The sequence below is a fragment of the Celeribacter ethanolicus genome (genome assembly GCF_001550095.1).
Taxonomy (GTDB): domain Bacteria; phylum Pseudomonadota; class Alphaproteobacteria; order Rhodobacterales; family Rhodobacteraceae; genus Celeribacter; species Celeribacter ethanolicus.
This window is the reverse complement of record NZ_LRUC01000049.1, coordinates 18,825-43,608: the sequence shown is the minus strand read 5'-3', so window position 1 is coordinate 43,608 and position 24,784 is coordinate 18,825. Positions and strand designations below refer to the sequence as shown.

22 protein-coding genes are annotated in these 24,784 nt (G+C 62.0%); 15 read left to right on the top strand and 7 right to left on the bottom strand.

What is annotated here, in order from left to right; translation table 11 throughout:
* Positions 1 to 5: 5 nt before the first annotated feature.
* Complete coding sequence (locus NH195_RS18605) at positions 6 to 656, bottom strand: DUF1638 domain-containing protein (RefSeq protein WP_238379805.1); 651 nt, start codon at positions 654 to 656, stop codon at positions 6 to 8.
* A complete protein-coding gene (locus NH195_RS18600; protein ID WP_066710626.1) occupies positions 653 to 1,345 on the bottom strand; it encodes a corrinoid protein in 693 nt (230 codons plus the stop codon). Before NH195_RS18600 ends, NH195_RS18605 begins: the two co-directional genes overlap by 4 nt.
* An 85-nt stretch (positions 1,346 to 1,430) precedes the next feature.
* On the opposite strand from NH195_RS18600, the gene NH195_RS18595 reads away from it, so the two are divergent.
* Positions 1,431 to 2,534 (top strand): PA0069 family radical SAM protein, encoded by a 1,104-nt coding sequence (locus tag NH195_RS18595; RefSeq protein WP_066710623.1) that lies wholly within the window; start codon positions 1,431 to 1,433, stop codon positions 2,532 to 2,534.
* Between the two features lie 19 nt (positions 2,535 to 2,553).
* On the opposite strand, the gene bmt is transcribed toward NH195_RS18595, so the two are convergent.
* The 3 genes from bmt to NH195_RS18580 form a co-directional block, all read right to left on the bottom strand.
* Complete coding sequence (bmt, locus tag NH195_RS18590) at positions 2,554 to 3,567, bottom strand: betaine--homocysteine S-methyltransferase (protein WP_066710621.1); 1,014 nt, start codon at positions 3,565 to 3,567, stop codon at positions 2,554 to 2,556.
* Between the two features lie 173 nt (positions 3,568 to 3,740).
* Complete coding sequence (locus NH195_RS18585; RefSeq protein WP_066710619.1) at positions 3,741 to 5,765, bottom strand: phosphatidylglycerol lysyltransferase domain-containing protein; 2,025 nt, start codon at positions 5,763 to 5,765, stop codon at positions 3,741 to 3,743.
* A gap of 424 nt (positions 5,766 to 6,189) precedes the next feature.
* Positions 6,190 to 6,501 carry a DUF1476 domain-containing protein gene (locus NH195_RS18580; protein ID WP_066710614.1) on the bottom strand — a complete coding sequence of 104 codons (312 nt, stop codon included), beginning with the start codon at positions 6,499 to 6,501 and terminating at the stop codon, positions 6,190 to 6,192.
* Between the two features lie 234 nt (positions 6,502 to 6,735).
* On the opposite strand from NH195_RS18580, the gene purC reads away from it, so the two are divergent.
* The 4 genes from purC to NH195_RS18560 all read left to right on the top strand — a co-directional run bounded on the left by purC (position 6,736) and on the right by NH195_RS18560 (position 9,240).
* On the top strand, positions 6,736 to 7,503 hold the full coding sequence (gene purC / locus NH195_RS18575; RefSeq protein ID WP_066710611.1) for a phosphoribosylaminoimidazolesuccinocarboxamide synthase: 768 nt from the start codon (positions 6,736 to 6,738) through the stop codon (positions 7,501 to 7,503).
* A gap of 46 nt (positions 7,504 to 7,549) precedes the next feature.
* Entirely contained in the window at positions 7,550 to 7,780 is a 231-nt protein-coding gene (gene purS / locus NH195_RS18570) for a phosphoribosylformylglycinamidine synthase subunit PurS (RefSeq protein WP_066710610.1), read from the top strand.
* Between the two features lie 160 nt (positions 7,781 to 7,940).
* Complete coding sequence (locus NH195_RS18565) at positions 7,941 to 8,246, top strand: hypothetical protein (RefSeq protein WP_066710609.1); 306 nt, start codon at positions 7,941 to 7,943, stop codon at positions 8,244 to 8,246.
* Between the two features lie 100 nt (positions 8,247 to 8,346).
* The gene (locus tag NH195_RS18560; RefSeq protein WP_066710608.1) at positions 8,347 to 9,240 is read left to right on the top strand and encodes a DUF1176 domain-containing protein; all 894 of its coding nucleotides are present in this window, start codon (positions 8,347 to 8,349) and stop codon (positions 9,238 to 9,240) included.
* A gap of 61 nt (positions 9,241 to 9,301) precedes the next feature.
* Here the strand turns inward: NH195_RS18560 and NH195_RS18555 are convergent, their stop codons facing one another.
* On the bottom strand, positions 9,302 to 10,321 hold the full coding sequence (locus tag NH195_RS18555; protein ID WP_066710607.1) for an LLM class flavin-dependent oxidoreductase: 1,020 nt from the start codon (positions 10,319 to 10,321) through the stop codon (positions 9,302 to 9,304).
* 193 nt (positions 10,322 to 10,514) lie between these two features.
* Here NH195_RS18555 and NH195_RS18550 point away from each other — a divergent pair, with 193 nt between their 5' ends.
* The 6 genes from NH195_RS18550 (at position 10,515) to NH195_RS18525 (ending at position 16,905) form a co-directional block, all read left to right on the top strand.
* On the top strand, positions 10,515 to 10,979 hold the full coding sequence (locus NH195_RS18550; protein ID WP_066710604.1) for a DUF1203 domain-containing protein: 465 nt from the start codon (positions 10,515 to 10,517) through the stop codon (positions 10,977 to 10,979).
* Between the two features lie 264 nt (positions 10,980 to 11,243).
* Entirely contained in the window at positions 11,244 to 11,912 is a 669-nt protein-coding gene (purQ, locus tag NH195_RS18545) for a phosphoribosylformylglycinamidine synthase subunit PurQ (RefSeq protein WP_066710601.1), read from the top strand.
* Positions 11,913 to 12,059: 147 nt separating this feature from the next.
* Positions 12,060 to 13,853 carry a sensor histidine kinase gene (locus NH195_RS18540; RefSeq protein ID WP_081424022.1) on the top strand — a complete coding sequence of 598 codons (1,794 nt, stop codon included), beginning with the start codon at positions 12,060 to 12,062 and terminating at the stop codon, positions 13,851 to 13,853.
* Between the two features lie 54 nt (positions 13,854 to 13,907).
* The gene (locus NH195_RS18535) at positions 13,908 to 15,242 is read left to right on the top strand and encodes a sigma-54-dependent transcriptional regulator (protein WP_066710598.1); all 1,335 of its coding nucleotides are present in this window, start codon (positions 13,908 to 13,910) and stop codon (positions 15,240 to 15,242) included.
* 90 nt (positions 15,243 to 15,332) lie between these two features.
* A complete protein-coding gene (locus NH195_RS18530; protein ID WP_155846237.1) occupies positions 15,333 to 16,073 on the top strand; it encodes a hypothetical protein in 741 nt (246 codons plus the stop codon).
* A 55-nt stretch (positions 16,074 to 16,128) separates the two neighbouring features.
* Positions 16,129 to 16,905: a hypothetical protein gene (locus tag NH195_RS18525; RefSeq protein ID WP_066710592.1), complete on the top strand. Its 777-nt coding sequence runs from the start codon at positions 16,129 to 16,131 to the stop codon at positions 16,903 to 16,905.
* Between the two features lie 55 nt (positions 16,906 to 16,960).
* On the opposite strand, the gene NH195_RS18520 is transcribed toward NH195_RS18525, so the two are convergent.
* Positions 16,961 to 17,509: an NADPH-dependent FMN reductase gene (locus tag NH195_RS18520; protein ID WP_066710589.1), complete on the bottom strand. Its 549-nt coding sequence runs from the start codon at positions 17,507 to 17,509 to the stop codon at positions 16,961 to 16,963.
* Positions 17,510 to 18,233: 724 nt separating this feature from the next.
* Here NH195_RS18520 and NH195_RS18515 point away from each other — a divergent pair.
* The 4 genes from NH195_RS18515 to NH195_RS18500 all read left to right on the top strand — a co-directional run bounded on the left by NH195_RS18515 (position 18,234) and on the right by NH195_RS18500 (position 24,691).
* Positions 18,234 to 21,131, top strand: coding sequence for an Rne/Rng family ribonuclease (locus NH195_RS18515; protein ID WP_066710587.1), 2,898 nt, complete (start codon positions 18,234 to 18,236; stop codon positions 21,129 to 21,131).
* 180 nt (positions 21,132 to 21,311) lie between these two features.
* Positions 21,312 to 22,064, top strand: coding sequence for a cytochrome c biogenesis CcdA family protein (locus NH195_RS18510; protein WP_066710584.1), 753 nt, complete (start codon positions 21,312 to 21,314; stop codon positions 22,062 to 22,064).
* A gap of 60 nt (positions 22,065 to 22,124) precedes the next feature.
* Positions 22,125 to 23,345 (top strand): hypothetical protein, encoded by a 1,221-nt coding sequence (locus tag NH195_RS18505; protein ID WP_066710582.1) that lies wholly within the window; start codon positions 22,125 to 22,127, stop codon positions 23,343 to 23,345.
* The gene (locus tag NH195_RS18500; RefSeq protein ID WP_066710579.1) at positions 23,342 to 24,691 is read left to right on the top strand and encodes a cytochrome P450; all 1,350 of its coding nucleotides are present in this window, start codon (positions 23,342 to 23,344) and stop codon (positions 24,689 to 24,691) included. The genes NH195_RS18505 and NH195_RS18500 overlap by 4 nt, the downstream gene beginning before the upstream one ends.
* Positions 24,692 to 24,784: the final 93 nt, after the last annotated feature.

Sequence of the window (24,784 nt, the reverse complement as noted above, 5' to 3'; positions counted from 1 at the left end):
CGTCGTCAGGTGCGCAGGAAGCGGTCCAGATCGCCATAGCCGGTGAAACGGCGCTCAAGCGGCAGTTCAAGCCGCGCGGCGCAGGTTTTGGCGATTTCGGTGAGGGCCGGATCGTCGGTTTGCGCCAGATAGACGAGTTTCTCGTAATTGCCGAAATAGGCGTGAAGCAGGTCCGGGTAGCGGTCGAGGCCCAAGGGTTTCCAGACGAAAGCGTCGAACTGGCGCGCGAGGAAATCGGTGAGGTAATAGGTCGTGGGCTCGTCGCGGTCAGGAAATTGGTCCATCCCGTCGAAAAACGCATAGCAATGCGGGGCGTCGATCATGGTGACGCCCTTTTTGTCGCACAACGCCTGCAACAACCCGCCGGTGCCGCAATCGCCATATGCGATCAGAATGTGATCGTAATCCGCACGATGTTCGTCAATCGCGCGCTCGACGGCGGCGGGAATTTTGGCCGGGTCGTTGTGCAGGATGGCGGGCAGGCAGGTGAGCGTCAGGTGATCCAGACCGTTGAGCCGGATGATCGCCAAGACCTCACGCGCCAGCGCACCACAGGCGATGACGAGGGTCTTGCCTGTGCCGGTCTGTGCGAGGCCCCGATCGCGCAGGTTTGCATCGGTCAGGGCCTCGCCGCTTATCCGGGAGATGTCGCTCACAACTGGTTGTGCCGCGCGTGCACGAGCTTTTTCGCGGTCTCGACGGCAATCGCCGCGTCGTCGCAATAGGCATCCGCGCCGATGGCCCGGCCGAATTCCTCGTTCAGAGGCGCGCCGCCGCAGAGCACGATATATTTGTCGCGCAGGCCCTTTTCGCTCAAGCTTTCGATGACGGTTTTCATATAGGGCATGGTCGTGGTCAAAAGCGCCGACATGCCGATGATGTCCGCGCCTTCGCGCTCCGCGGTGCCGATGTAGTTTTCAGCCTCGGTGTTGATGCCGAGGTCGATGATTTCGAAACCCGCGCCCTCCATCATCATCGCCACAAGGTTCTTGCCGATGTCGTGGATGTCGCCTTTGACGGTGCCGATGACCATCTTGCCCATTTTCGGCGCGCCGGTTTCGACGAGAAGCGGTTTCAGGATCGCCATGCCGCCCTTCATCGCCTGAGCGGCGCGCAAAACTTCGGGGACAAAGAGGATACCATCGCGGAAATCGTCGCCGACGATGGCCATGCCCGGCACCAAAGCCTTGGTCAGAATGTCATAAGGCGTCCATTTGCGATCCAAGAGGATGGTGACGCCTTCCTCGATCTCTTCCTTGAGACCGTCGTAGAGGTCGTCCATCATCTGTTCGGTCAGCTCGCCGTCATCGAGTTCGGAGAGGATCAGATCGTCTTCATCAGACATGGGCGTTTCCTTTCATCAGGCAAATCGTGCCGGTCGCGTTCAGGCGCTCTTGGCAAATGTTCTCATTTTGTTCTAGTGTCGCAGCATGAGCCACGAATCCACGTTTTTCTTTTCCGACACGCTCCCGCTCGGCCTTGTGCCGAAAGCGCGGGGGGCGGGGTCGAATGCCTCCGGCCGGTTCGAACGGCTGGCGCGCGAGACCTTTCTCGACGGCTGGGACGCGGAGGTCGAGGCGAAGACTTTGGGCACCACCACGGTGGACGAGCGCCCGAAGAAGATCATCACCCGCAACGACAGTCCCGACATTCCGTTCGACCGCTCGATCAACCCGTATCGGGGCTGTGAGCATGGCTGTTCCTATTGTTTCGCCCGGCCCACGCATGCCTATCTTGGCCTGTCCGCCGGTCTCGATTTCGAAACCCGGCTGACGCGGAAGGTCGGCGCGGCGGAGGTTCTGGCGCGGGAACTCTCGGCCAAGGGATATGATGTTGCGCCCATCGCGATGGGCACGAACACCGATCCCTATCAGCCCATTGAGGCGCGCGACCGGATCATGCGCGGCATTCTTGAGGTGCTGCGCGATCACAATCACCCGCTGACGATCACCACCAAGGGCACGCTCATAGAGCGCGACATCGACATTCTGGCCCCCATGGCCCGCAAGGGGTTGGTGCAGGTGGGGGTTTCGATCACCACGCTGGGCTCGCGCCTGTCGCGGCAGATGGAGCCGCGTGCGCCGGTGCCCGCGCGACGCCTCAAAACCATCCGGGCGTTGAGCGATGCGGGTATTCCGACCCATGTCATGGCCGCCCCGATGATCCCGGCGCTGACCGATCACGAGCTGGAGGCGATCCTGACGGCGGCGGCGGCACATGGTGCGCGTTCGGCGGCCTTTATCATGCTGCGCCTGCCTTTGGAGGTCGCGCCCCTGTTTGAAGAGTGGCTTGAAACCCATGTGCCGGATCGCGCCAAACGGGTGATGAACCGGGTGCGCGAGCTGCGCGGCGGCAAGCTCAACGATCCGCGGTTCGGCAAGCGGATGAAGGGGGAGGGCGAATGGGCGGAGCTGATGGCCAAACGCTTTGAGATCGCGCTCGCCCGCACCGGGCTTGCGCGAAAGGGGCCGGGGCTTAGGACCGACCTCTTTGCCGTGCCGCCGAAACCGGGCGACCAGCTCTCTCTGTTTTGACCGAAGGTGCGACATGATCTCAGCGACGGCGACGCCCGGAGCGTTCGCGTTTGGCCGGGCCCTTGTCGTCGGTGCCGTCCGAGGCGGAGGAGAAGCCGCCGAGTTTTTCGGCGATCTCTTCGAGTGTCGGGCGCGGCCCGCGCGGGCGGGTTTCCAGCGCTTCTTTCATGGCCTTGAGATGCTCCGGCGTGGTGCCGCAGCAGCCGCCGATGATGCGGGCTCCGGCGTCGCGCGCCATGACGGCATATTCGGCCATCAGCTCGGGCGTGCCGTCGTAATGAATGTGGCCGTCGACATAACGGGGAATGCCGGCGTTGCCCTTGGCGATGATCGGGCGGTCATGGCCCTGTGCGGAAAAGCCCAGAACGGTGCGCAGCAGGTCCGACGAGCCGACGCCGCAGTTCGCGCCGTAAGCAATCGGCGGGGTCGGCAGCTTCTCGACCATGTTCGACAGTTCGGTCGAGGTGACACCCATCATGGTGCGGCCCGCCGTGTCGAAACTCATGGTGCCGATCCACGGCAGCTCCGCCTTGGCGGCACCTTCGGCGGCGGCCCTGTATTCGTCGGGCGAGGAAATGGTTTCGATCCAGGCGATGTCGGCGCCGCCCGCCTTGAGACCCTTGGCCTGCTCATAGAACATCTCGACGGCGCGCTCGTAGGAGAGCGGTCCCATCGGCTCCATGATCTCGCCGGTCGGGCCCATGGACCCCGCGACGATCACCGGGCGGCCCGCGGCATCGGCGACCTTGCGGCCGATCTCGGCGGCGGCTTTGTTCAGCTCGAACACACGGTCTTCTGCACCATGGAGTTTCAGGCGCGAGGCGGTGCCGCCGAAGGAGTTGGTGAGAAAGATGTCGGAGCCCGCATCGACGGCACCTTGGTAAAGCTTTTCGATGTTCTCCGGCTTGTCGACGTTCCAGAGTTCCGGCGCGTCGCCCGAGGACAGGCCCATGTTGAACAGCGTCGTGCCCGTCGCGCCATCGGCCATCAGCCAGTCGCGGGTCTCGAGAAGTTTGGTCAGGGCGTCGGTCATGAGGCCTCCGGAGGTTTGCGGCACGAGGGTGCGCGCGGGGTCAAAAGGGGATCGCCCTGACGGGAGACCGCCGGGCGTTTGGGCTGATGTGCCACGTCTGACCCGATTTATCAAATTCAATCAGGTCATAAAGATCATGAGCCACAGACCACATTGGCGTTTGGGAGCTGGGCTCAGCCATGACGCCCGGTGAACAGACGCGAGAGGCGCAGGGTGCTGTGGGTGGCGAAACGGGCGGCCTTCATCGGGTTGCCGGTGGGCTTCGGCGGCGGCGCAGTGACCCGGCGCAGCACATCCATGGCCGAGACCGCCAGCGCAATACGGGAAGGCGCGACGAGATAGAGGGTTTCCCAATGCGGCGCGAAGGCGGCTTTGAAGCGGCGCAGACCGGCGGCGCCGGAGCGGGCGAGGAATTTTGCGCGCAGACGCCGGATGAGCGGATCGCTGTCCTCGCCCTGCCACGGCACGGCAGCCAGAGACAGGCGCGGCACGCCCTGCTCCCGGGCGCTCTCAATGGCGGCGGCGATCAGGAGTTGGATCGTGCCGTCGGGGGCGGCGGGGCCGAACCGCATGAGATCGAGGGTCATCTCGTTGCGGCTTTCGTGAAAGCTGACGAAGGCCACGAGGTTGCTGCCCTGCCAGGCGAGGAAGACGCGCTGGCACGAGATGTAATCGCGATCGTATGTGCCCATGGAAAAGCCGCGCTCACGACCGCGCAACTGGAGCCATTCGGCGGCGACGCGGTCCATCTGATCGAGCGGCAGATCGTGATGGCTGGCCTCTGTGGTGCGGATGCCCTCCTCTTCGGCTTTGCGCAGAATGCGACGGAGCTGGCGGTATTTCGAGCCGTCGAGGGAGAATTCAGAGGGGCGCAGCCAGGCCTCTTCCGCGGTCGGCAGGACCCGCCAGCCGGCGGCGCGGGCGGAGGCGGCCATGCGCGCACCGCATTTGTAGATCGCGGGCATGCGGTAGCGACGGGCGGCGGCGCGGGCCAGCGCCTCGCGCGTGGCGGAGGGACAGGCGCGGGCGGCGAGCGGGTCGGAGAGCATGACGAGCGACTGACCGATGGGCGCGGCAAGGCCGAGGCCGGTGCCATCGCTGGCGGTCAGAAGCGAGAAGTCGCGGGTTCTGAGCAACCCGGCCTCGGCGCGGGGCGCGGCAAAGATCTGGACTTCGAGCTGGGGGGAGAGGAAGGGCTTGGGGTCGGTTTTGACCAGTTTCGGCTCCTGCGCCAGATTGCTTTTGTGCGGCCCGCGCAGGATGACGAGCGCGGAGATCGACGCCGGAATGACGTAATAGACCAGACGGAAGGCCACCACCGCGCCCAGAAGCGGCTCCAGCGGCACATCGGGCAGAAGCGAGGTGAGCGTCGCCTCGAACGGCCCGAGACCGCCGGGGGTGGAGGCGATGAGACCGGCACCGAGCGAGAACAGATAGGCGGAGATTGTGTGGCCCAGAGGCAGGTGGAGATGTTCGGGCAGCAGCGCATAGAGTGCGAGACCGGCAAAGATCGTGTCGATGGCGGCCAGCCCGATCACGGTGGCCATGGTGCGCAGCGACGGCCAGGGGACGCGCACGAGCGGGCGGGGCGGGTAGATCGACAGGATCGCCATGGTGGCGGCCAACAGGATCGCGCCTGTGGCGAGGGTCTTGATCCAGGGCAGTTCCGGTTGGAAGAACATCAAGGCGGCGGCGGCGACCACGGCCCAGCCCGCAAGGAAGGAGAGCGCCACGGCGGCGGAGAGGCGCGCGGCCTGCCAGAGCGTCAGTTCGGGCAGCATGCGCCAGCGGATCAGCGTGCCGGTGAGCGCGCCGAAGCCGAGAAATTGCGCAAGCCCGATGGCGACGATGCCGCTTTTGCGCGCGGCGCGGTCGGAAATGCCGGTGCCGAGCTGGGCGTGCAGCACACGGTCATATTGGCCGACGGCCCAGAAACTGCCCAATGTGGCGAGGGCGGCCATGCCCCATTGCAGGGGGGCGATACCGGCGATTGTGGCGAGCACGGCGTGAATGTCGAGATGCGCCACCTTTTCCCACAGAAGCCAGCCGAAAAACAGCATGACGGCCAGCGGCAGGGCCTGTTTGCCGATGAGTTTGCGCAGGCCCGCAGGATCTGCGGGCTGCGCCTGAGGGGGCGGCGCGTCCGGAGCTTGCGGCAGGTCGAGGGTTTTCTCGATCTCGATCGGACTGTGTTGCATCGGACCCGTGCTCCTCTTCTGGGCCGTTTCGGAGCCGCAGGCGGATGTCCCCCGTGTGCGGTCCTTGCAGGCATAAGCGCGCTTTCCCAAGATTCGATTAAAGCGTCACGCCTTTACACTGAAGGATCAGAGAAAGGCGAGGGGCATGCCGCGCTCATATCTTGTCCTGCGGTCCGTCAAAAGCTGTGTCTCCGTTTCTTGGCGGCCGCTTGAACTGTGACGTGGTCGGGCGAGAATCTCGGCACAGTTGCCAGTGCTCTGCCGGGGCCTTTGTCCTTGGGGGACGTTGGGCCGGAGCCGGAGGCGGGTGTCTTGAACATGTCGGAGATGTGCGGAGAAAAACAAGGGTCCGTATGGGGACACGGACCCTTGCGCCTGTCACTTTGAGGTGAGGCTTTGGTGATATTACCGGTGTCGCCGGGGCTTAGCTGGCGGTCAGTTCGGCTTTGGCTTCGGCCAGGAAATCGGCATATTTCTCGCGCACGTCCATGGCGGTGGCACTGGCGCCGAGATCGGCGGTGACCTTAGCGATCACGTCCTCCGGGCCGGATTCTTTGAGATCGGCACGGATCACCTCTGCGGTGTAGCTGTCGATCTCGCTGGCGGATTTCCCGAGTTTCTCGGCCGCCCATTGCGCAAGTTTGCGATCAGCACGGGCCTCCAGGCGGAACTGAAGCTCGGTGTCATGTGCATATTTGCTCTCGAAGGCCGCTTCGCGTTCGTCGAAGGTGGTCATGGCAGGCTCCTCCTCTTTAACCTCTTGTTTAGGATTATGCCGTCGCGGGCGGGGCCGGACAAGGATGTAGATCAATATTCTGTTTAAACTTTGGGCGATCCGGGGCGCCCGTGACGCAGAACTCCTGTTGCAGAGGGTCGCGCCCACCTTGCCCCCGGCGTTGCCTTGCCCTAAAGAGCGCATTTGAAGTGGCCGGTCGTAATGATTCCCGGCCCCACCAGCTTTGGAGGCCCCATGGCGCGCCGCAAGAAAATCTACGAAGGCAAAGCGAAAACGCTCTACGAAGGTCCGGAACCGGGCACTCTGGTGCAGTATTTCAAGGATGACGCGACCGCGTTCAACGCGCAGAAACACGCGACCATCGAGGGCAAGGGCGTGTTGAACAACCGTCTCTCCGAGTTCTTCATGAACGGTCTGACCGCTCTGGGCATTCCGAACCACTTCATCAAGCGTCTCAACATGCGCGAGCAGCTCATCCGCCAGTGCGAGATCGTGCCGCTGGAAGTGATCGTGCGCAACTATGCCGCGGGTTCGATGGCGAAGCGCCTCGGGCTTGAGGAGGGCATCCGCCTGCCGCGTCCGATCATCGAATTCTCCTACAAGGACGACGCTCTGGGCGACCCGCTCGTGCCGGAAGAATATATCATCGCCTTCGGCTGGGCGAGCCAACAGGATCTCGACGACATCGTGGCGCTGGCGCTGCGTGTCAACGATTACCTGTCGGGCGTCATGTATGGCGTCGGCATCCGTCTGGTGGATTTCAAGATCGAGATCGGTCGGGTCTGGGATGGCGATTACATGCGCCTGATCGTGGCCGACGAGATTTCGCCGGACTCGTGCCGCCTGTGGGACATCGAGACCAACCAGAAGCTCGACAAGGATGTGTTCCGTCGCGATCTCGGCTCGCTGACCGATGCCTACACCGAAGTGGCGCGTCGTCTCGGCGTTCTGCCGACGAACGGTCCGATCGAAGACGCCGACACGCCCAAGATCATCAATTGAAAGCCACGAATAGTCCGGTGAATGGACCAGTGAGAGGAACGACTTCATGAAAGCCCGCGTCTTTGTCATGCTGAAAAACGGTGTTCTGGACCCGCAGGGTGCCGCCGTGCAACACGCGCTTGGCGCGCTTGGGTTCGAGGGCGTCAACGAGGTCCGTCAGGGCAAGGTGATCGAGCTGGATCTGGCCGAGGGCACGACGGAAGCGACCATCACCGAGATGTGCGAAAAGCTTTTGGCGAACACGGTGATCGAGAGCTACAAGATCGAATTGCTCTGATCGAAGTTCTCTGGGAGATCAGAGGATTGGAATGAGAAAGCCGCCCCGGGGATGATCCCCGTGGGCGGCTTTTTCGTATCTTTTTGAGTGTAGACCTGTAGATTGATGCGGCGCACAGACATTGAAGTCGCAGATGTTATTTTGAAATGTGAGTTGAACCATGAGCAAACAGAACGATCCCGCTTATAAATACCTGCCCAAACCCCGGCAATCGCAGGCAGAGAATGGCGAGGCGGAAGTCAAACATGGCCTGTTCACCGATATTGCCTATGTGACCGCCTGGTCGGTGGGGCTTCTGGGGAGTCTGGCGGCGGTTGCTCTGATCGTTTCGGCGGCGCAAGGGGGATATGATACAGAATACGAGATATTCATGGGGTTCGTGATGCTTGGAGGAAGCTGGGTATCCGCCTCTTGCCTCGGCGTTCTGGCGGAGATCAGTCGCAAGCTTTCGACGCGGGGCGCGTGAGGCCCTTGGCGCGCGTCGCCCGGTCTGGCAAAAGTGACAGTGAAAGCGCGGGGACATCTCTGGCGGCTTTCCTTTGTCTGTGTTGCAAAAAGGGTTAACGATGGTTTCCGGTGTCAGATTTTTCACCTCTCTGCGCATGCTTCTGAGTGCCGCGATGCTCCTGCCCGGGGCGCTGCGGGCCGAGACGGCGGTGTTCCACCACAAGCAATGGCAGGCGCATTGCGGGCCGGAGTATTGCACACTCACCCCACGGGCCTATCCGGTCCTGTCTCTGATGCGGGGCCATGAGAGTGGCGACTGGGTGCTGAGCTTTCGCGATCGGGCGATGGTGGACGAGGGCGCCATACTGATCGACGGGGTCGCCATGGGCTGGCAGCAAGACAGGGCAATGGCCTTCCCGACACCGCTGCTCGACGGCAATACCCTTGAGATCGCCTATGAGTCGGAGGGATTCAGCGAGGGCGTGTCTCTGGCCGGGATCAAGGCAGCGATGCTTTGGGCGGAGGAGCAGCAGGGGCGCATGGGCACGCGCAGGCTCATGCTGCATCAGCCCGACTGGGAGGCCTTGCAGGCTGAGGCGCGCAAGATCACCGAAGAGATGTGCGACGGGCCCTTGCCCGGAGTGCTGGACAATGAGGCGGGGCCGCAGGAGATCGAGGGCCGTCCGGAGGTTCGTGTGCTGTCGCAGCTATGCTGGACGGCGGCCTATAATGTCGGTTCGCAGGTCTATCTGCTGGGGCCGGAGCTGGATGGTGTGGCGCCGGTGCGGTTGGCGGCGGTCGATCCGGAAGGTGCGGCGGAGCCGGAGTTGGCGCTTTGGGGGATCGAGGGCGACACGCGGGTGCTCGACAGTTTCTACAAGGGGCGCGGTCTGGGCGATTGCTTCACCCATGAGACCTGGCGGTTCGACGGGTTTGCCTACCGGCTGGAGCGGCGGATCGTCGATGACGCTTGCGACGAGAAGATCATTCCCATGATCACCTGGCCGGAATAGCGGCGTCGGACCCACCTCGGGGGTGGGGCCGTCCGTCGTGATTTCCACGCCGCGATGCGGTTCAGCGCCAGCCGAGCGCAGGCGCGACCTCGTTCAGGATCGTGTCCAACACATGCACGTTGTACTCGACGCCCAGCATGTTCGGGACGGTCAAAAGGAGCGTATCGGCTTCGGCAATCGCCTCGTCCTTCTTGAGCTGGTCGATGAGCCGGTCCGGCGTGTCGGCATAGCCGCGCCCGAAGATCGAGCGGGTCTGGTCGATCATGCCGATCTGGTCGCTGTCCTTGCCGCCCTGGCCGAAATACATCCGGTCCATATCGTTCACGAGCGCAAAGATCGAGCGGCTCACGGAGACACGCGGTTCGCGTGTGTGTCCGGCGGCTTTCCAGGCGGCGCGATAGGCGCGGATCTGCTTGGCCTGCTGCACATGGAAGGGCTCGCCGGTCTCGTCGTCCTTCAAGGTCGAACTTTGCAGGTTCATCCCCATCATGGCCGCCCATTCGGCGGTGGCGTTCGAGCCGGAGCCCCACCAGATGCGGTCGATCAACCCTTCGGAATGCGGTTCGAGACGCAACAATCCCGGCGGGTTCGGGAACATCGGGCGCGGGTTCGGCTGGGCAAAGCCCCGGCCTTCGAGCTGTTGCAGGAACACCTGGGCATGATGCCGCGCCATGTCTGAGCCGTCTTCGCCCTCGGCGGGTTGATAGCCGAAATGCCGCCAGCCGTCGATTACCTGCTCGGGCGAGCCACGGCTCAGGCCAAGCTGCAACCGCCCGCCCGCAATGAGGTCGGCGGCCCCTGCGTCCTCGGCCATATAAAGCGGGTTTTCATAGCGCATGTCGATCACGCCGGTGCCGATCTCGATCTTCGAGGTCTTCGCCCCGATGGCGGCCAGAAGCGGGAAGGGGGAGGCCAGTTGCCGGGCAAAGTGGTGCACGCGGAAATAGGCGCCGTCGAGGCCAAGCTCTTCGGCGGCGACCGCGAGGTCGATGGATTGCAGCAAAGCATCGGAGGCGGTTTGCACCGCAGAGCCGCGTTCGGGGGCCCAATGGCCGAAGGAGAGGAAGCCGAGGTTTTTCATGACATATCCTTTCATCGCCGCCGGGAAGGGGCGGCGTGTTGCCCTCTACCTAGGAAGCCGGAGGGGCTTGGGGCAAGGGCGCGCTCTGTTTGCTCAGGCACAGGATCGGTGCGCGGGCGTTTTGCACAAGTTCCGGGTCGCTTGAGGGACGGTAGTTTTCTATCTGAAAAGATAGAAAAAAGGAGATGTTACCATGATCTTTCAAGGAATGCCGACGCTCACCGCCCATGCGCTCAGACTGGGCAAGCCGGATGCCAACGGTCAGGAGCCGGAGTTCGTTCTGAACCCCTATGACGCCGCCCCTTGTCGTCATTGCCTGCGCAACATTCCCAAGGGGCACGGCATGCTGATCTGCGCGCACCGACCGTTCGAGACGCGCAATCCCTACGTCGAAACCGGGCCGATCTTTCTTTGTGCCGCGCATTGTGCGCCCTACCGGGGGGAGGGGCTGCCGGAGGTTCTGACCAGCTCGCCCGAGTATCTGGTCAAGGGCTATGACATCGACGAGCGCATTGTCTACGGCACCGGGCGGATCGTGCCGCAGGCGGAGATCGAGTGCTATTGCGCGGAGCTTCTGGCCCGCGACGAGATCGCTTTCGCCGACATCCGTTCTGCGCACAATACGTGCTGGCAGGTGCGGGTGATGCGATCGGATTGAGACACGGAAAATCCGGGTGGAGTGCTGATCTGACCGGGCAGGGCGGTGATTGTAGCGCGCGAGGCCAGCGTATGGATCGGTCTGCATCCGGGACAACTTGTGAAGGGCATTGATCCCGCTGCGGCGTTGCACATGTCGCCGCCTCGTCCCGGTCTTCGGGCGCAATCGGCAGGCGCGGCCTGCCCCGCGGGACACAACCCACTTGATCCGAACTCCGCCCCGGCGTATCAGGCGCGTAAACCGCCCTCACAGGAGTCCCGCCCGATGAAAGCCGCCGTTCTGCAATTCCCCGGGTCCAACTGCGACCGCGACATGTATATGGCGCTGAAGGCCGCTGGCGCCGATGTCACCATGGTCTGGCACAAGGACGCCGAACTGCCGGCGGGCGTCGATGTGGTCGGTGTCCCGGGCGGGTTTTCCTATGGCGACTATCTGCGCTGCGGCGCGATTGCGGCCAACTCGCCGGTGGTGGCCTCGCTCAAGAAACACGTCGAGCGCGGCGGCTATGCGTTCGGCATCTGCAACGGCTTTCAGGTTCTGACCGAAGCGCGGCTTCTGCCGGGGGCGCTTTTGCGCAATGCCGGGCTGAAATACATCTGCAAGACCGTGCCGCTGGCCGTCGAGACCACCGACAGCCCCTATACCTCTGCTTTCGCCCAAGGTCAGCACATCGGCATTCCGATTGCGCATCATGACGGCAATTTCACCGCCGACGAAGAGACGCTCGATATGCTTGAAGGCGAGGGCCGTGTGGCGTTCCGGTATCTCGACAACCCGAACGGCTCGAAACGCGACATCGCGGGCATTCTCTCGGAGAACCGCCGGGTGCTCGGCATGATGCCCCACCCGGAACGCGCCGCCGAGGCCGCCCATGGCAATCAGGACGGCAAGCTGTTTTTCACTTCGCTGACGGACGCACTGGTATCCGCCTGATCGGCTTTGGGCTGACCGGTTTCCGCCCAAACCCCTGTCGCACAGGCGGGAATTTGCTCAAATGGAGGCCCCTGCCTGTGCTGCGGGGACCATCGCCCTGCGGCGGCCCCTTGCGGCTCGCCTTCGGGCGCGGGTAATCTGGACGGCATGAGCGATCGCGACATCATCGGGGGAAAACCACGGGCCGAAGGGGGCGCCGGACGGCGGTCCGGGCGGGCCCGCACCATGGGCTGGGCCGGACGGCTGGCGCTTGTGGGGTTTGTCGCTGTGGCGATCGGAGTGATCTGGGTCAGCAATCTGTTGCTCACCGAGCGTTTCACGACACAGACGCGCAACCGCGCCGAGGTGCGTCAGGCGCTTTACGCCGGCAACCTGATGAGCGAGCTGCAACGCAATTCCATCGTGCCGATCCTGCTGTCGCGCGACCCGATCCTTGTGGGCGCGCTGACCTCGCGGGACTTTTCCCAGACCTCGCAACATCTGATCGCCTATGTCGACGAGATCGGGGCCGCGGGGATCACGCTTCTGGATGAAAGCGGACGGGTGGTGGCTGCCACGGATCGCTCGCTTCTGGGCGCCAACAACCGCCAGACGCCCTCCTTCATCGACGCGCTGCGCTCCAACGATACGATTTTCAAAAGCACGGCGCTGGACAACAATGCCTACGAATTCAGCTATTCGCGCCGGATCGACGTCAATGGCGCGCTGGCCGGGGTGATCGTGGTCAAGGTCGATCTTGCCAAGTTCGAAAAGAGCTGGGCGGGGATTTCCGACGCCGTCATCGTGGTGAACTCCGAGGGCAATATCATCCTGTCGACGGAGCCGCGCTGGCGGTCGAAATCGGAGGGGGAAGCGCTCGCCACCCGCGATGCGCCGACCGCCATCGAGCGGGCGTTCCAGATCACCACCGATTGGTCGGCGGACCCGAACGAGACCTATCTCGGCGGTGAAGCGGTGATGCGTCTGGAAAGCCGTATTCCGTTTCGCGGCTGGCGGATGACGTCTTTTACCACCTATGCTTCGGTGCGCGAACGGGTGAACGGGGTTCTGGCACTCGAAATCATGGGCTTTGCCATCCTCCTGGCCGGGGCGTTCTATCTGACCTCGCGCCGCGCCGTGTCGCGTGCCGGGCTGTTTCAGCGTGAAAGCGCCGAACTGCGGCAGTTGAACGCCGCGCTGCAACGCGAGATCGCCGAACGCAAACGGGCGGAAAAAAGTCTTGAGGTCGCCGAGCAGACGCTGGCGCAAAGTTCGAAACTTGCGGTTCTGGGCGAGATGTCGGCGGCGGTCAGCCATGAGTTGAACCAACCTCTGGCGGCGATGAAAACCTATCTTGCGGGCGCGCGTCTGCTGATCAAGCGCAAACGGTCGGAGGAGGCTCTGGCGTCTTTCGGGCGGATCGACGATCTGATCGAACGCATGGGCGCGATCACAAAACAGTTGAAATCTTATGCCCGCAAAGGCTCCGATCAGTTGCATCCCATAGATCTGCGCGACTGCGTGTCCTCGGCGCTGTCGATGATGGAGCCGCAGTTCAAACAGGGCGCGGTGGAGATCATCCGCAGCCTGCCGCCGGAACCGGTGGTGGTCGATGGCGACCGGGTGCGGTTGGAGCAGGTGCTGGTGAACTTGTTGCGCAACGCCTTTGACGCCTCGAAGCATTCGGACGAGCCGCAGATCGAGATCCTCGTGACGGGCGGCACTCAAGCAAGCGTGACCGTGCGTGACAACGGCACCGGGATCGAGAACCTCGACACTTTGTTCGAGCCTTTCTACACCACCAAGGCTCCGGGCGACGGGGTGGGGCTCGGGCTTGCGATCTCCTCTGGGATCGTCACCGAACTGGGCGGGCGGCTGATGGCGCGCAACCGTCCGGGGGGCGGTGCGGCTTTTGAAATGGTGCTGCCTCTGTCGGAAGAGGCTAAACACGCGGCGGAATGATCCCGTCCAGACGTTTAAGGTCCGATGCGGGCCGGAAGAAGAAGGGAAGAGACCATGGCGACGGCAATGAAAATCGCGATTGTCGATGACGAACAGGACATGCGGCAGTCGATCAGCCAATGGCTGGCGCTCTCGGGGTTCGACACCGAAACCTTTGCGAGTGCCGAGGACGCGGTCAAATCGCTGGGCGCGGATTACCCGGGCGTGGTGATCACCGACATCAAGATGCCGGGGATGGACGGGATGCAGTTTCTCAAGAAGCTGATGAGTGTCGACAGCGGTCTTCCGGTGATCATGATCACCGGCCACGGCGATGTGCCGATGGCGGTGGAGGCGATGCGGATCGGTGCGTTCGATTTCCTTGAAAAACCGTTCAACCCGGACCGGATGACCGAACTGGCGAAGAAAGCCACCAATGCGCGCCGCCTGACGCTCGACAACCGGATGCTGCGCCGCGAGCTGTCGGACGGCACCGGCATCATGAACAAGCTGATCGGGGCGTCCCCGGTGATGGAGCGGCTCCGCGAGGATATTCTCGATCTGGGCCAAGCCGACGGGCATGTGTTGATCGACGGCGAGACCGGCACCGGCAAGACCTTGGTTGCGCACGCGCTGCATGCCGTGGGCACGCGGGCCTCGAAGAAATTCATCACCTTCGCCTGCGCGGGGCGCGATGAGGCGGACCTGACGAAACGGCTGTTCGGGCCGGACCCGGACGGGCAGATTCAGCCGCTGATCGAGGAGGCGCGCGGCGGCACGCTTGTGCTTGAGGACATCGAGGCCATGCCGATGGTGCTTCAGGCGCGGTTGCTCAAATGGATCGACGAACAGGGCACGCCGCCGGAGACGCGGGTGATCGCGATCTGCAATCTGCAAGAACAGGGCCGGACCTGTGAAAGCGCCATGCGGCCGGACCTCTATTACCGCCTCGCGGCGATGAAGATCACCACGCCGCCGCTCAGACAGCGGGGCGAGGATATTCTTTTGCTCTTCACCCAGCTCAGTCAGCAATTCGCCGAGGAATACGGCTGCGACGCGCCGGAAGTGTCGGCGCAGGAGGCGGCGCAATTGTTGCAAGCACCCTGGCCGGGCAATATCCGCCAGTTGATCAACGTCGCCGAACGTTCCGTGCTGCAAAGCCGTCGCGGCTCTGGCTCGATCACCTCGCTTCTCCTGTCTGAAAGCGACGCGCCGGAACAGCAGACCATGACCACCGAGGGCAAGCCCCTGAAGGAATATGTCGAGGCCTTCGAGCGGATGCTGATCGACAACACGATGCGCCGTCACAAAGGCTCGATCGTGGCGGTGATGGACGAACTGTGCCTGCCGCGCCGGACGCTCAACGAGAAGATGGCCAAATACGGCTTGCAGCGCTCGGATTATTTGTAACATGCCGAAGCGGGTGTGAAAGCGCCCGCTTTTTCGTCTGAGAATTTGAAAAACGAATTTCAAGCGGGTTAGCTACGGGGCATTTTCCATTTGTCTGATTTATTTTTCGTGGGTCTTTTCGCTTTGTTCTGCCTTAGCAACTTGGCCGTCGTTGGTGTGGGGGGCTGGATGCTTTCGCGCAGGCGTTTCGATGCGGGTGGGATCCTTTTAAGCGCTTTCGTCGCGTTTTATACCGTGCCGCAAATCCACTCTTTTTTCCAGCTTCGTGCCTCCGAGCATGCGTTGTCGGACATGACGTTTCAAGAGGTGGAACATCTTGGCGTGCAAGGGCGACGTGTTCTTTGTCTGATGTCGCATGGTGATGATGGTCAGGGAAGAATTCCCTCTTTTTGTGAACGTATGTTTGAGGCCCATGCCCCCTCCGACATGATCGTTGTGAGCGATTTTGAGAGCAACCTAGCCATGACGCCGGGGACGCTCGATCTGAACGGGGTGCAGGTGGAGAGGCTGCGTACTGAGGCGCGGCAGTTGCCTGATGGGCGGGTTTATCAGGAGATCGTGTCCGATCCGGAGATCGGACAGGGTATGGGGAGGGAGTTCGAGGTGATCCTGCGGCTGTCGACATTGGCACCCGAGGAGAACGACAGGCTGCATCTGACATCCTCCCAAAAAATCGAGGCCTATGATCTGTCTGTGAAAGACCTGCCTGTCGCTCGTTTTGTCACAGGTGATGTGAAGGTTCATAAAGGTTGGTTCTGGTTCATCGGGGATGTCGAGAAAATCCCGCGCTCCGGGCAGATGTCTGCCAATGTCTGGGCGTTTCTCCTGTGATTTTGCAGTCTTGGAGGGGGCAGTGTCAAAGCCTCAAGAGTCAGAAAGGTCGTAAATGATAAATTTTAGCACTTGGGACGTGATTGTTGTTTTATTGATGGGCGTGCTGGTTTTTCTGGGGCCGGTTGCTCTTTTCCTATGGGGGATTAGGTTGATCCGGCGTGGTCAGAAGGGCATCGGTTATGCCTTTGTCGTTCTTCCGATTGGGTATTATCTCATCCCAAATGTTATTGCTGGCGTACAGTATCTGACGATGCGCTCCTACACTTTGTCGCAGTGGGCGGTGCCTGAGACGCCACTCACCGTGGAAGGGCGCAGTGTTCTTTGTATTTCTGAGAGTGAAGGCGTGCCATCGGTCTGTAAAAATCTCCTCGAATACCGTGCGCCCTCCGAGATGATTCATGTTCAGGTTTCCGATGACGTCGATGATACAGGCGACTTGGAAACCACGTATCAGAGGGTTGAACGTCTGACTGTTGTGACGAAAATGTTCTATGAACATGAGATTACGAATGTCGTTCAGACGCCGATAGAGCTGAAGGTAAAGCCGGAACAGTTCGACGTTGTGATCCGGGAATTTTGGCCGCACCGAAAAGCGGAGCGTAAAGAGCGCATGCCGCGAAATCTTCATGTCCGGTTTGTTCAAGTGTTCGATAAAACGCAAAAAGCGGGTCCCGTGGCACAGTTTGCAGACGGGCAGGCACAGTTGAACTATGGCATCGTATGGATGTTCGGAGACTATGTTTATTTTCCCGATGGCGATGAAATGAATCTGAGGCGCAATCGTTTCATCTGCGGGGATGATGCCAATCCATACTGCTCGGGATATTGAATGGAAAAAGGCGCCCGGTCATGGGCGCCTTTCTGCTTTAGGGGCGGGAAAGTCTTTAGATGTGGGCTTTGACCCAGGCCGCATAGGCTTCCATCCAGGATTTGAGGAAATCCTCGGTGCCTTCGGTGACGATTTTGCCCTCCTCGTCGAACAGGTTCCACAGGTTGCCGATATAGGCTTCGGGCTGTTGCATGGCGGGCATGTCGAGGAACACCAGCGGCTGACGCAGGTGGTGGTTGGCGCCGAACCCGCCGATGCCGGACGGGCTTGCGGTCACGATGCCCGCCGGTTTGCCGCCCCAGACGCTGGCGCCATAGGGGCGCGAGCCGACGTCGAGGGCGTTCTTGATCGCGGCGGGCAGGGAGCGGTTGTATTCCGGCGTTACGAAAAGCACGCCGTCGGCGGCTTTGATCTCGTTGCGAAACCGGGTCCAGCTTGCGGGCGGGGTGTCGGTGTCCAGATCCTCGTTGAAGAACGGCAGATCGCCGATCTCAACGAAATCGAATTCCATGCCTTCGGGGGCGAGTTTGGTGAGGGCTTTGGCGAGTTTCAGGGTCTGGGAGTCCTTGCGGAGCGAGCCGACCAGAAGAGCGATACGGGTCATGATATGTCCTTTCGGGGGGCGCATCTGGATATGCGCGTTTTTGCTTATTTCATAAATCAAAATATTACTTTTGATCGAAAATGAACAGAGCGACTTGTGTGCGACGTGGCACCCTGTCTCTGTTTTGCTGCACAGGACGGGATATGAGAGGCCGGGGACGGGGCGGGGAGCTGCGGCGAGGGACGCAGACGGTGCGCCGGGGATGCGCAAGGGAGTGTTAACCATTATGCCGTTAATTTGAGGCGAATCCGCCGGATAGGGCCGACAAAGGTGCGAAAATGGCGTTTCGATGAATTTGCGTGTTGTCTAAAGGCACAGGCATCACTACTGATATAGAAACGCAGGTCCGTCGGGCGCTTGGCCGTCCCGGAAACCGCGTGAGACAGATTCGCTGCATGCGTGTGTTGGAACTCAGGGCCATTCCCGAGGCTTCCCCGCAGAGCAGACCGATACCGCCGGGCGGCATGACAAAACCTCCGGCACGAACCGCCCGAAGCCTTATCCATAGGTCAGAGGGATTTGAACGGGCGCCGAGGGGCAGATGCCTCGCTAAGCGCCGGAGAAGAACCGCGATGCAACGCGCAGAGGCAAGATCAGAGCACAGAGCGGGCGCCAGCGCCCCCGCCGTCTTGCCCGCACTGCTCGCCCCAAAATATCACCCGGATCAACGCGTCACCTTCGGATACGGAGGTGCGCCCGCTTCGGGTGCCGGAAGACAAATTCAATGGCAAAGAAAATGCTCATCGACGCCACCCACGCGGAGGAAACCCGCGTTGTGGTGGTCGACGGAAACAAGGTCGAGGAATTCGACTTTGAATCGGAAAACAAACGCCAGCTCGCTGGCAACATCTATCTCGCAAAGGTGACCCGCGTCGAACCGTCCCTGCAGGCGGCGTTCGTGGATTACGGCGGAAACCGTCATGGGTTCCTCGCCTTCTCCGAGATTCATCCGGATTATTACCAGATCCCGCTGGCCGACCGTGAAGCCCTGCTGGCAGAGGAAATGGAATATGCCAAGGCTCAGGAAGAGGAAGAGGAAAAGCCCAAGCGGTCCCGCCGCTCGCGGTCGCGTTCGCGTTCCAAAACCCGTGCCGAAGAGGTCAAATCTGCGGATGCGGTCGAGACCCGTGAGGTCACGCTCGACGAGGCGGAACAGGGCGACGAACAGGATGGCGCCTCTGTCGCCGGGATGGATGTGATCGAACCGGAGGCCTCCGAGGCCGATGCGATGATCGCGGACGACGCGAATGCGGATGAGAATGGCTCTGTCGAAGAGGGCACGTCGCCTGCGTTCACCGTGCAGGATACGCCGGTCGAAGAGCCGGACGAAGTTGCGGGCGAGGCTGAGTCGGACACCGTCGCGGAAGAGTCTGTTTCCGAAGAGGAAACGTCTGAAGACGAGACCTCCGAGGGTGACGATGAAGAGGCTGATGAGGGCGATGACGAGGACGAGGTGGACGCCGCCGAGGCCGACGACGGCATTGAAAGCGTCGCCGACGATGACACCACCGAGGAAATCCGCCCGCGTCGCAAACCGCGTCCGCGCAAGTACAAGATCCAGGAAGTCATCAAAGTGCGCCAGATCATGCTGGTGCAGGTCGTCAAGGAAGAGCGCGGCAACAAGGGCGCGGCGCTCACCACCTACCTGTCGCTGGCCGGTCGCTATTGTGTGTTGATGCCGAACACCGCGCGTGGTGGTGGCATCTCCCGCAAGATCACCAATGCCGCAGACCGTAAGAAACTCAAAGAGATCGCAGGCGAACTTGAAGTGCCGCAGGGCGCCGGTCTGATCATCCGCACGGCGGGCGCACAGCGCACCAAGACGGAGATCAAACGCGACTACGACTATCTCAAGCGGATGTGGGAACAGATCCGCGAGCTGACGCTGAAATCGGTGGCGCCCGCGAAGATCTACGAAGAGGGCGACCTGATCAAACGGTCGATCCGCGATCTCTACTCGAAAGACATCGACGAGGTGATCGTCGAGGGCGATGGCGGCTATCGCGAGGCCAAGGACTTCATGAAAATGATCATGCCGTCCCACGCCAAGAACGTGAAACCCTATGCCGAGAGCCTGCCGCTGTTTGCGCGTTATCAGGTGGAAAGCTACCTCGCCGGGATGTTCAACCCGGTGGTGCAGCTCAAATCCGGCGGTTACATCGTGATCGACGTGACCGAGGCGCTGGTCGCCGTCGACGTCAACTCGGGCCGGGCCACGAAAGAGGGCTCGATCGAGGAAACCGCGCTCAAGACCAACCTTGAGGCCGCCGAAGAGGTGGCGCGTCAGGCGCGTCTGCGCGACCTAGCCGGTCTGATCGTCATCGACTTCATCGACATGGAAGAGCGCCGTAACAATACGGCGGTCGAGAAGCGTCTGAAAGACAAGCTGAAAACCGACCGTGCGCGCATTCAGGTGGGCCGTATCTCGGGCTTTGGCCTGTTGGAGATGTCGCGTCAGCGTCTGCGTCCCGGCATGCTCGAGGCGACGACACAGCCGTGCCCGCATTGTCACGGCACCGGGCTGATCCGCTCCGACGACAACATGGCGCTCACGATCCTGCGTCAGCTCGAGGAAGAGGGCACGCGCAAACGCTCCCGTGAGGTGCTGCTCAAGGCGCCGGTCGCCATCGTCAACTACCTGATGAACATGAAGCGCGAAAAGATCGCACAGATCGAGACGCGCTATGGCATGGCAGTGCGGATCGAGGCCGATCCGTTCCTGATCTCGCCGGACTTCTCCATGGAACGGTTCAAGACGGCAACCCGCGTGGTGCCCGAAGTGGTCGCTCCCGTGATTTCCGCCTCTGCCGATCTGATGGCGGATTACGACGAGGAGATCGAGGACGAGGATCTGACGGAAGACGAGGCAGAAGCCACGGAAGCCGTGTCCGAAGAGGTTTCGGAAGAGACCAATGGCGACGACCAGAAGCCGAAGAAACGCCGCCGCCGTCGTCGTCGTCGCAAGAAAACCGATACGGTGGACGGGCAGGACGAGGCTCAGGACAACGGGGCCGAGGATGCCTCCGACGAGGAGGACAGCGCCGAGGGTGAGGCCTCCGAAGAGGGGGCAGAGGCCCCCGGGACGGTGAGCGAAGAAGTCGCGCCGGTCGAGGCCGAGGAGAAACCGAAGCCGCGTCGCAAACGTCGCACCAAAGCGGAGATCGAGGCCGAGAAGGCTGCGAAAGCTGCCGAGGGAGAGGCGTCGGCGGAGACGGGTGAGGCCGCGGATGCCGTTGCCGAGGAGAAACCGAAGCCGCGTCGCAAACGTCGCACCAAGGCGGAGATCGAGGCCGAGAAGGCCGCGAAAGCCGCCGCCGAGGCTGAGGCTGCGGCAGAAGCACCGGTCGAGCCGCAGGCGGAAGCGCCCGTCGAGGCCGCGTCTGAGACGGAGGCACCGGTTTCTGAGCCTGTCGCGGAAGCCAAGCCGGTCAGCGAAGCGCCTGCCGAGCCTGTGGCCGAGGCGGTGAGAGCTGAGCCTGTCGTGGAGGCGGTCGTGGCCGCGCCGGTGATCGAAGTGGTTGCCGAGGACGCGACGCCCGAGCCGGAGCTTGCGGAGGCGGGCGAACCGGAGGCCGCGGAGGACGATGACAAACCGAAGCGCCGCGGCTGGTGGAGCCGCTGAGCACCGCTCAGAGAGTTAAGGCAGAGAGTTAAGAAAGCGGCCGGGTCAGTCCCGGCCGTTTTTCGTTTGGCCGTCTCTTTGGGGCCCTGTGCCGCTCTGAAACATCCCCCAACGGGAATGTGAGGTGCCGCGACACAGGAGGCGCTAGGCGGGGCGGCGGTTTTCTGGCATGAGGCTCACATGTTCGGAATTGATCTTTTTGACGCAACGCTCCTGCCTTCGATGCTCGTGGCCCTCGCCGCGGGCATGGTGTCGTTTCTGAGCCCCTGCGTTCTGCCTATCGTGCCGCCCTATCTCGCCTATATGTCCGGGATTTCCATGAATGAGCTCACGGGCGGCGGCAAAGGCTCGCGCAAGGCGATCCTGCCCGCACTGATGTTCGTTCTGGGCCTCTCGACCGTGTTCCTGTTCATGGGCTTCACGGCCTCGGCGTTTGGGATGTTTTTCCTGAAAAATCAGGTGCTTTTCTCACGCATCTCCGGCGTCGTGATCATCATTCTGGGCCTGCACTTCCTCTCGGTGTTCCGCATTTCCATTCTTGACCGCGAAGCACGGCTGGATGCGGGCGACAAGGGCGGCACGGCTTTCGGCGCTTATGTTCTCGGGCTTGCCTTCGCCTTTGGCTGGACGCCCTGCATCGGGCCGCAACTGGGGGCGATCATCTCTATGGCGGCGTCTGAAGGCTCCGTGTCGCGTGGCACGACGTTGTTGGCGACCTATGCCGTGGGGCTCGGTCTGCCGTTCCTTCTGTCGGCGATTTTCATCACCCGCGCTGTCGGTGTGATGAACCGTCTCAAGCGCCACATGGGGCTGATCGAGAAGATCATGGGGGGGCTTTTGTTGCTCGTGGGTTTGATGATGGTCACGGGCGCTTTCTCGCGCCTGTCCTATTGGCTTTTGGAAACCTTCCCAGCGCTCAGCCAATTGGGCTAATAGGGCTTAATTTCGCCCGAAACCCGCGCTAGGTTATCGGAAACATTGAAGGTTTTCGGTATGAGCGAGCAGGGCAAAGAGGTGACGCGGCGCCGGGTGTTCTACATCCCGGGCTACGATCCGATTCCGCCGCGCCGTTACCGCGAGCTTTACCGCAAAGAAGGCGCGGCGCAGGCCGAGATGTCCGGCTATACGCTCGGCCTCGCTCCGAAAAAAGGTCGCAATTTCGGCTGGTCCGTGGCGGGTGAAATCGAGGGCGCGCAGACCCGCAGCGACATCGACGTGCTGGTCTGGTCCGACATCGTGCAGCAGAGCATGGCGGCGGGGATTTTCCGCACCTATCTGATACTTGCGCGCACCGCATGGACCTATGTTTCCACCGGCGCTCTGTTTCGGCTGATGAAGCTCCGGCGCGGGCCGATGATTGCGGCGCTTTACCCGATCGGCGTGCTTCTGGCGCAGCTTCTGATCGCGGTCTTGCTGCTCGCTCTGATCACTTGGAGCGGACGCCTCCTCGGGGCTGCATGGATCGGGTTGGTTCCGGGCCTCCTCGCGGCCTTTCTGCTCTTGCGCTGGTTCAAAGCGAAAGATGACAGGATTTTCGCCTATTACCTGATGCATGACTATGGGTTTTCGGCGCGTTGGCGCGGGGCCGATCCGCCCGCTCTGCGTGCGCGGATGGACGAATTCCGCGCCGAGATTGCGGAGGCTTTGCGAGAGGATTGGGACGAGGTTCTGGTGGTCGGTCACAGTTCTGGTGCGCATCTCGGCATTCAGATTCTGGCCGATCTGATCCGCGCGGGCGAGGTGCCGGAGCGTGGGCCGGTGCTGTCCTTCCTCAGCCTCGGTCATGTCGTCCCGATGGTCTCCTTCCTGCCGGAAGCCAAGGTGTTGCGCCGCGATCTGGCCTATCTGTCGACCCGTGATGAGCTGTTCTGGCTCGATGTGACGGCACCGGGCGATCCGTGCTCTTTCGCGCTTTGCGATCCGATCAAGGTGTCGGGCGTCGCGCCCGCAGATCAGAAATGGCCCCTCGTGATCTCGGCGGCTTTCACCCAGACGCTCAGCCCGGAGAAACAGGCCAGACTGAAACGCCGCTTCTTCCGCCTGCATTTTCAGTATCTTTGCGCTTTCGACCGCCCCGGAGAGTATGACTATTTCAAAATCACAGCGGGCGGCGAGACATTGGCAGCGCGCTTTGCAGGGGCCGTGCCAAGCCCCTCGCGGATCGACACACCGGCCAATCGGTTCACGGAGATGGCACAGGAGGGAAAACTGTGATCCCGCCGAAACCAACGCCGCGCCCCGAGAAAACCAGCCTGCGCAATTACGTCAAACTTTTCCGCAAAGACATCCTGTCGGCGCAACCGGCCAAGCTTTATCGCGCCTGGATGGCCGAATATAAAACGCCGTTTTTCCGCAGTTTTCTGGTCAATCAGCCCTCGCTCGTAAAACGCGTGCTCAATGAAGAGCCGATGGAGTTTCCGAAATCCGGTCGCGTGGCGGAGGGGCTTCGGCCGCTTCTGGGCAATTCGGTCTTCCTCACCAATGGCGAGACATGGTTGAAACAACGCCGCATCATCGACCCGGCTTTTGAGGGCGGGCGGCTCAAGGACACGTTTCCGGCGATGCTCGGGGCCGGGCAGGCGATGGTGGCGAGGCTCAAAACTCAGCAAAACGCCTTCGACATCGAACCCTTCGCCTCGGAGGGCGCGGCGGATGTGATTTTCCGCACGTTGTTTTCGATCCCGATCACCCATGAGGCGGCGGCGAAGGTGTTCGACGAGTTCCAAGGCTATCAACGCGCGCAGCCCATTCTCAACATCGCCGCCTTCATCCCTTTGCCGAACTGGCTGCCGCGGTTTCACCGCAAGAAAACCCGCGACGGCGCGAAAGCGATCCGCAAGCTGATCACCGATCTGACGCGCGCACGCATGGCGGAGATCGCGGCGGGTACCGCCCCGGACGATCTGGCGACCAAGATCATGACCACAGCGGACCCGGTCACCGGGGATCGGTTCGACACCGAGGAGATGGTCGATCAGGTGGCGATCTTCTTCCTCGCCGGGCACGAGACCTCGGCCACGGCGCTTGGCTGGGCGCTTTGGCTTTTGGCGGCCAATCCCGATATTCAGGAGCGCGCGGCCGAGGAGGCGCTGAGCCTGCCGGGCACGCCGACCTTCTCCGATCTGTCGAAACTCCGCTTCATCAAGGATGTGTTCCGTGAGACCCTGCGGCTCTATCCGCCGGTGCCGATGATGGTGCGCGAGGCGAAATGCCCGGTGCGGTTTCGCGAACGCGACGTGCCGAAGGGCGCGCAGATTGTGCTCTCGCCCTGGCATCTCGGGCGGCATGAAATTTTCTGGGAACGGCCCGATGAGTTTGACCCGGACCGGTTCAAAACCGAGAATGGCAAGGCCTGCCTGCGCGACGCCTTCATCCCGTTTTCCTCTGGGCCGCGTGTTTGCACCGGGGCCGGGTTCGCCATGGTCGAGGGCCCGTTGTTCCTCGCGCTGATCCTGCGCGCTTTCCGGCTTGAGACTGTCCCCGATAAAACCCCGGTGCCCGTCGCCCATCTCACTGTGCGCGCGCGAGATGGAATCTGGCTCCGTCTTGCGCCGCGCTAATGCGGCCTTCCGATGGTGGAAATACTCATGGCGCCACGGGTGAAGATAAAACACCCGTTCCGGGATGGAGCGAAAAACCGGAACGCCCTCCCT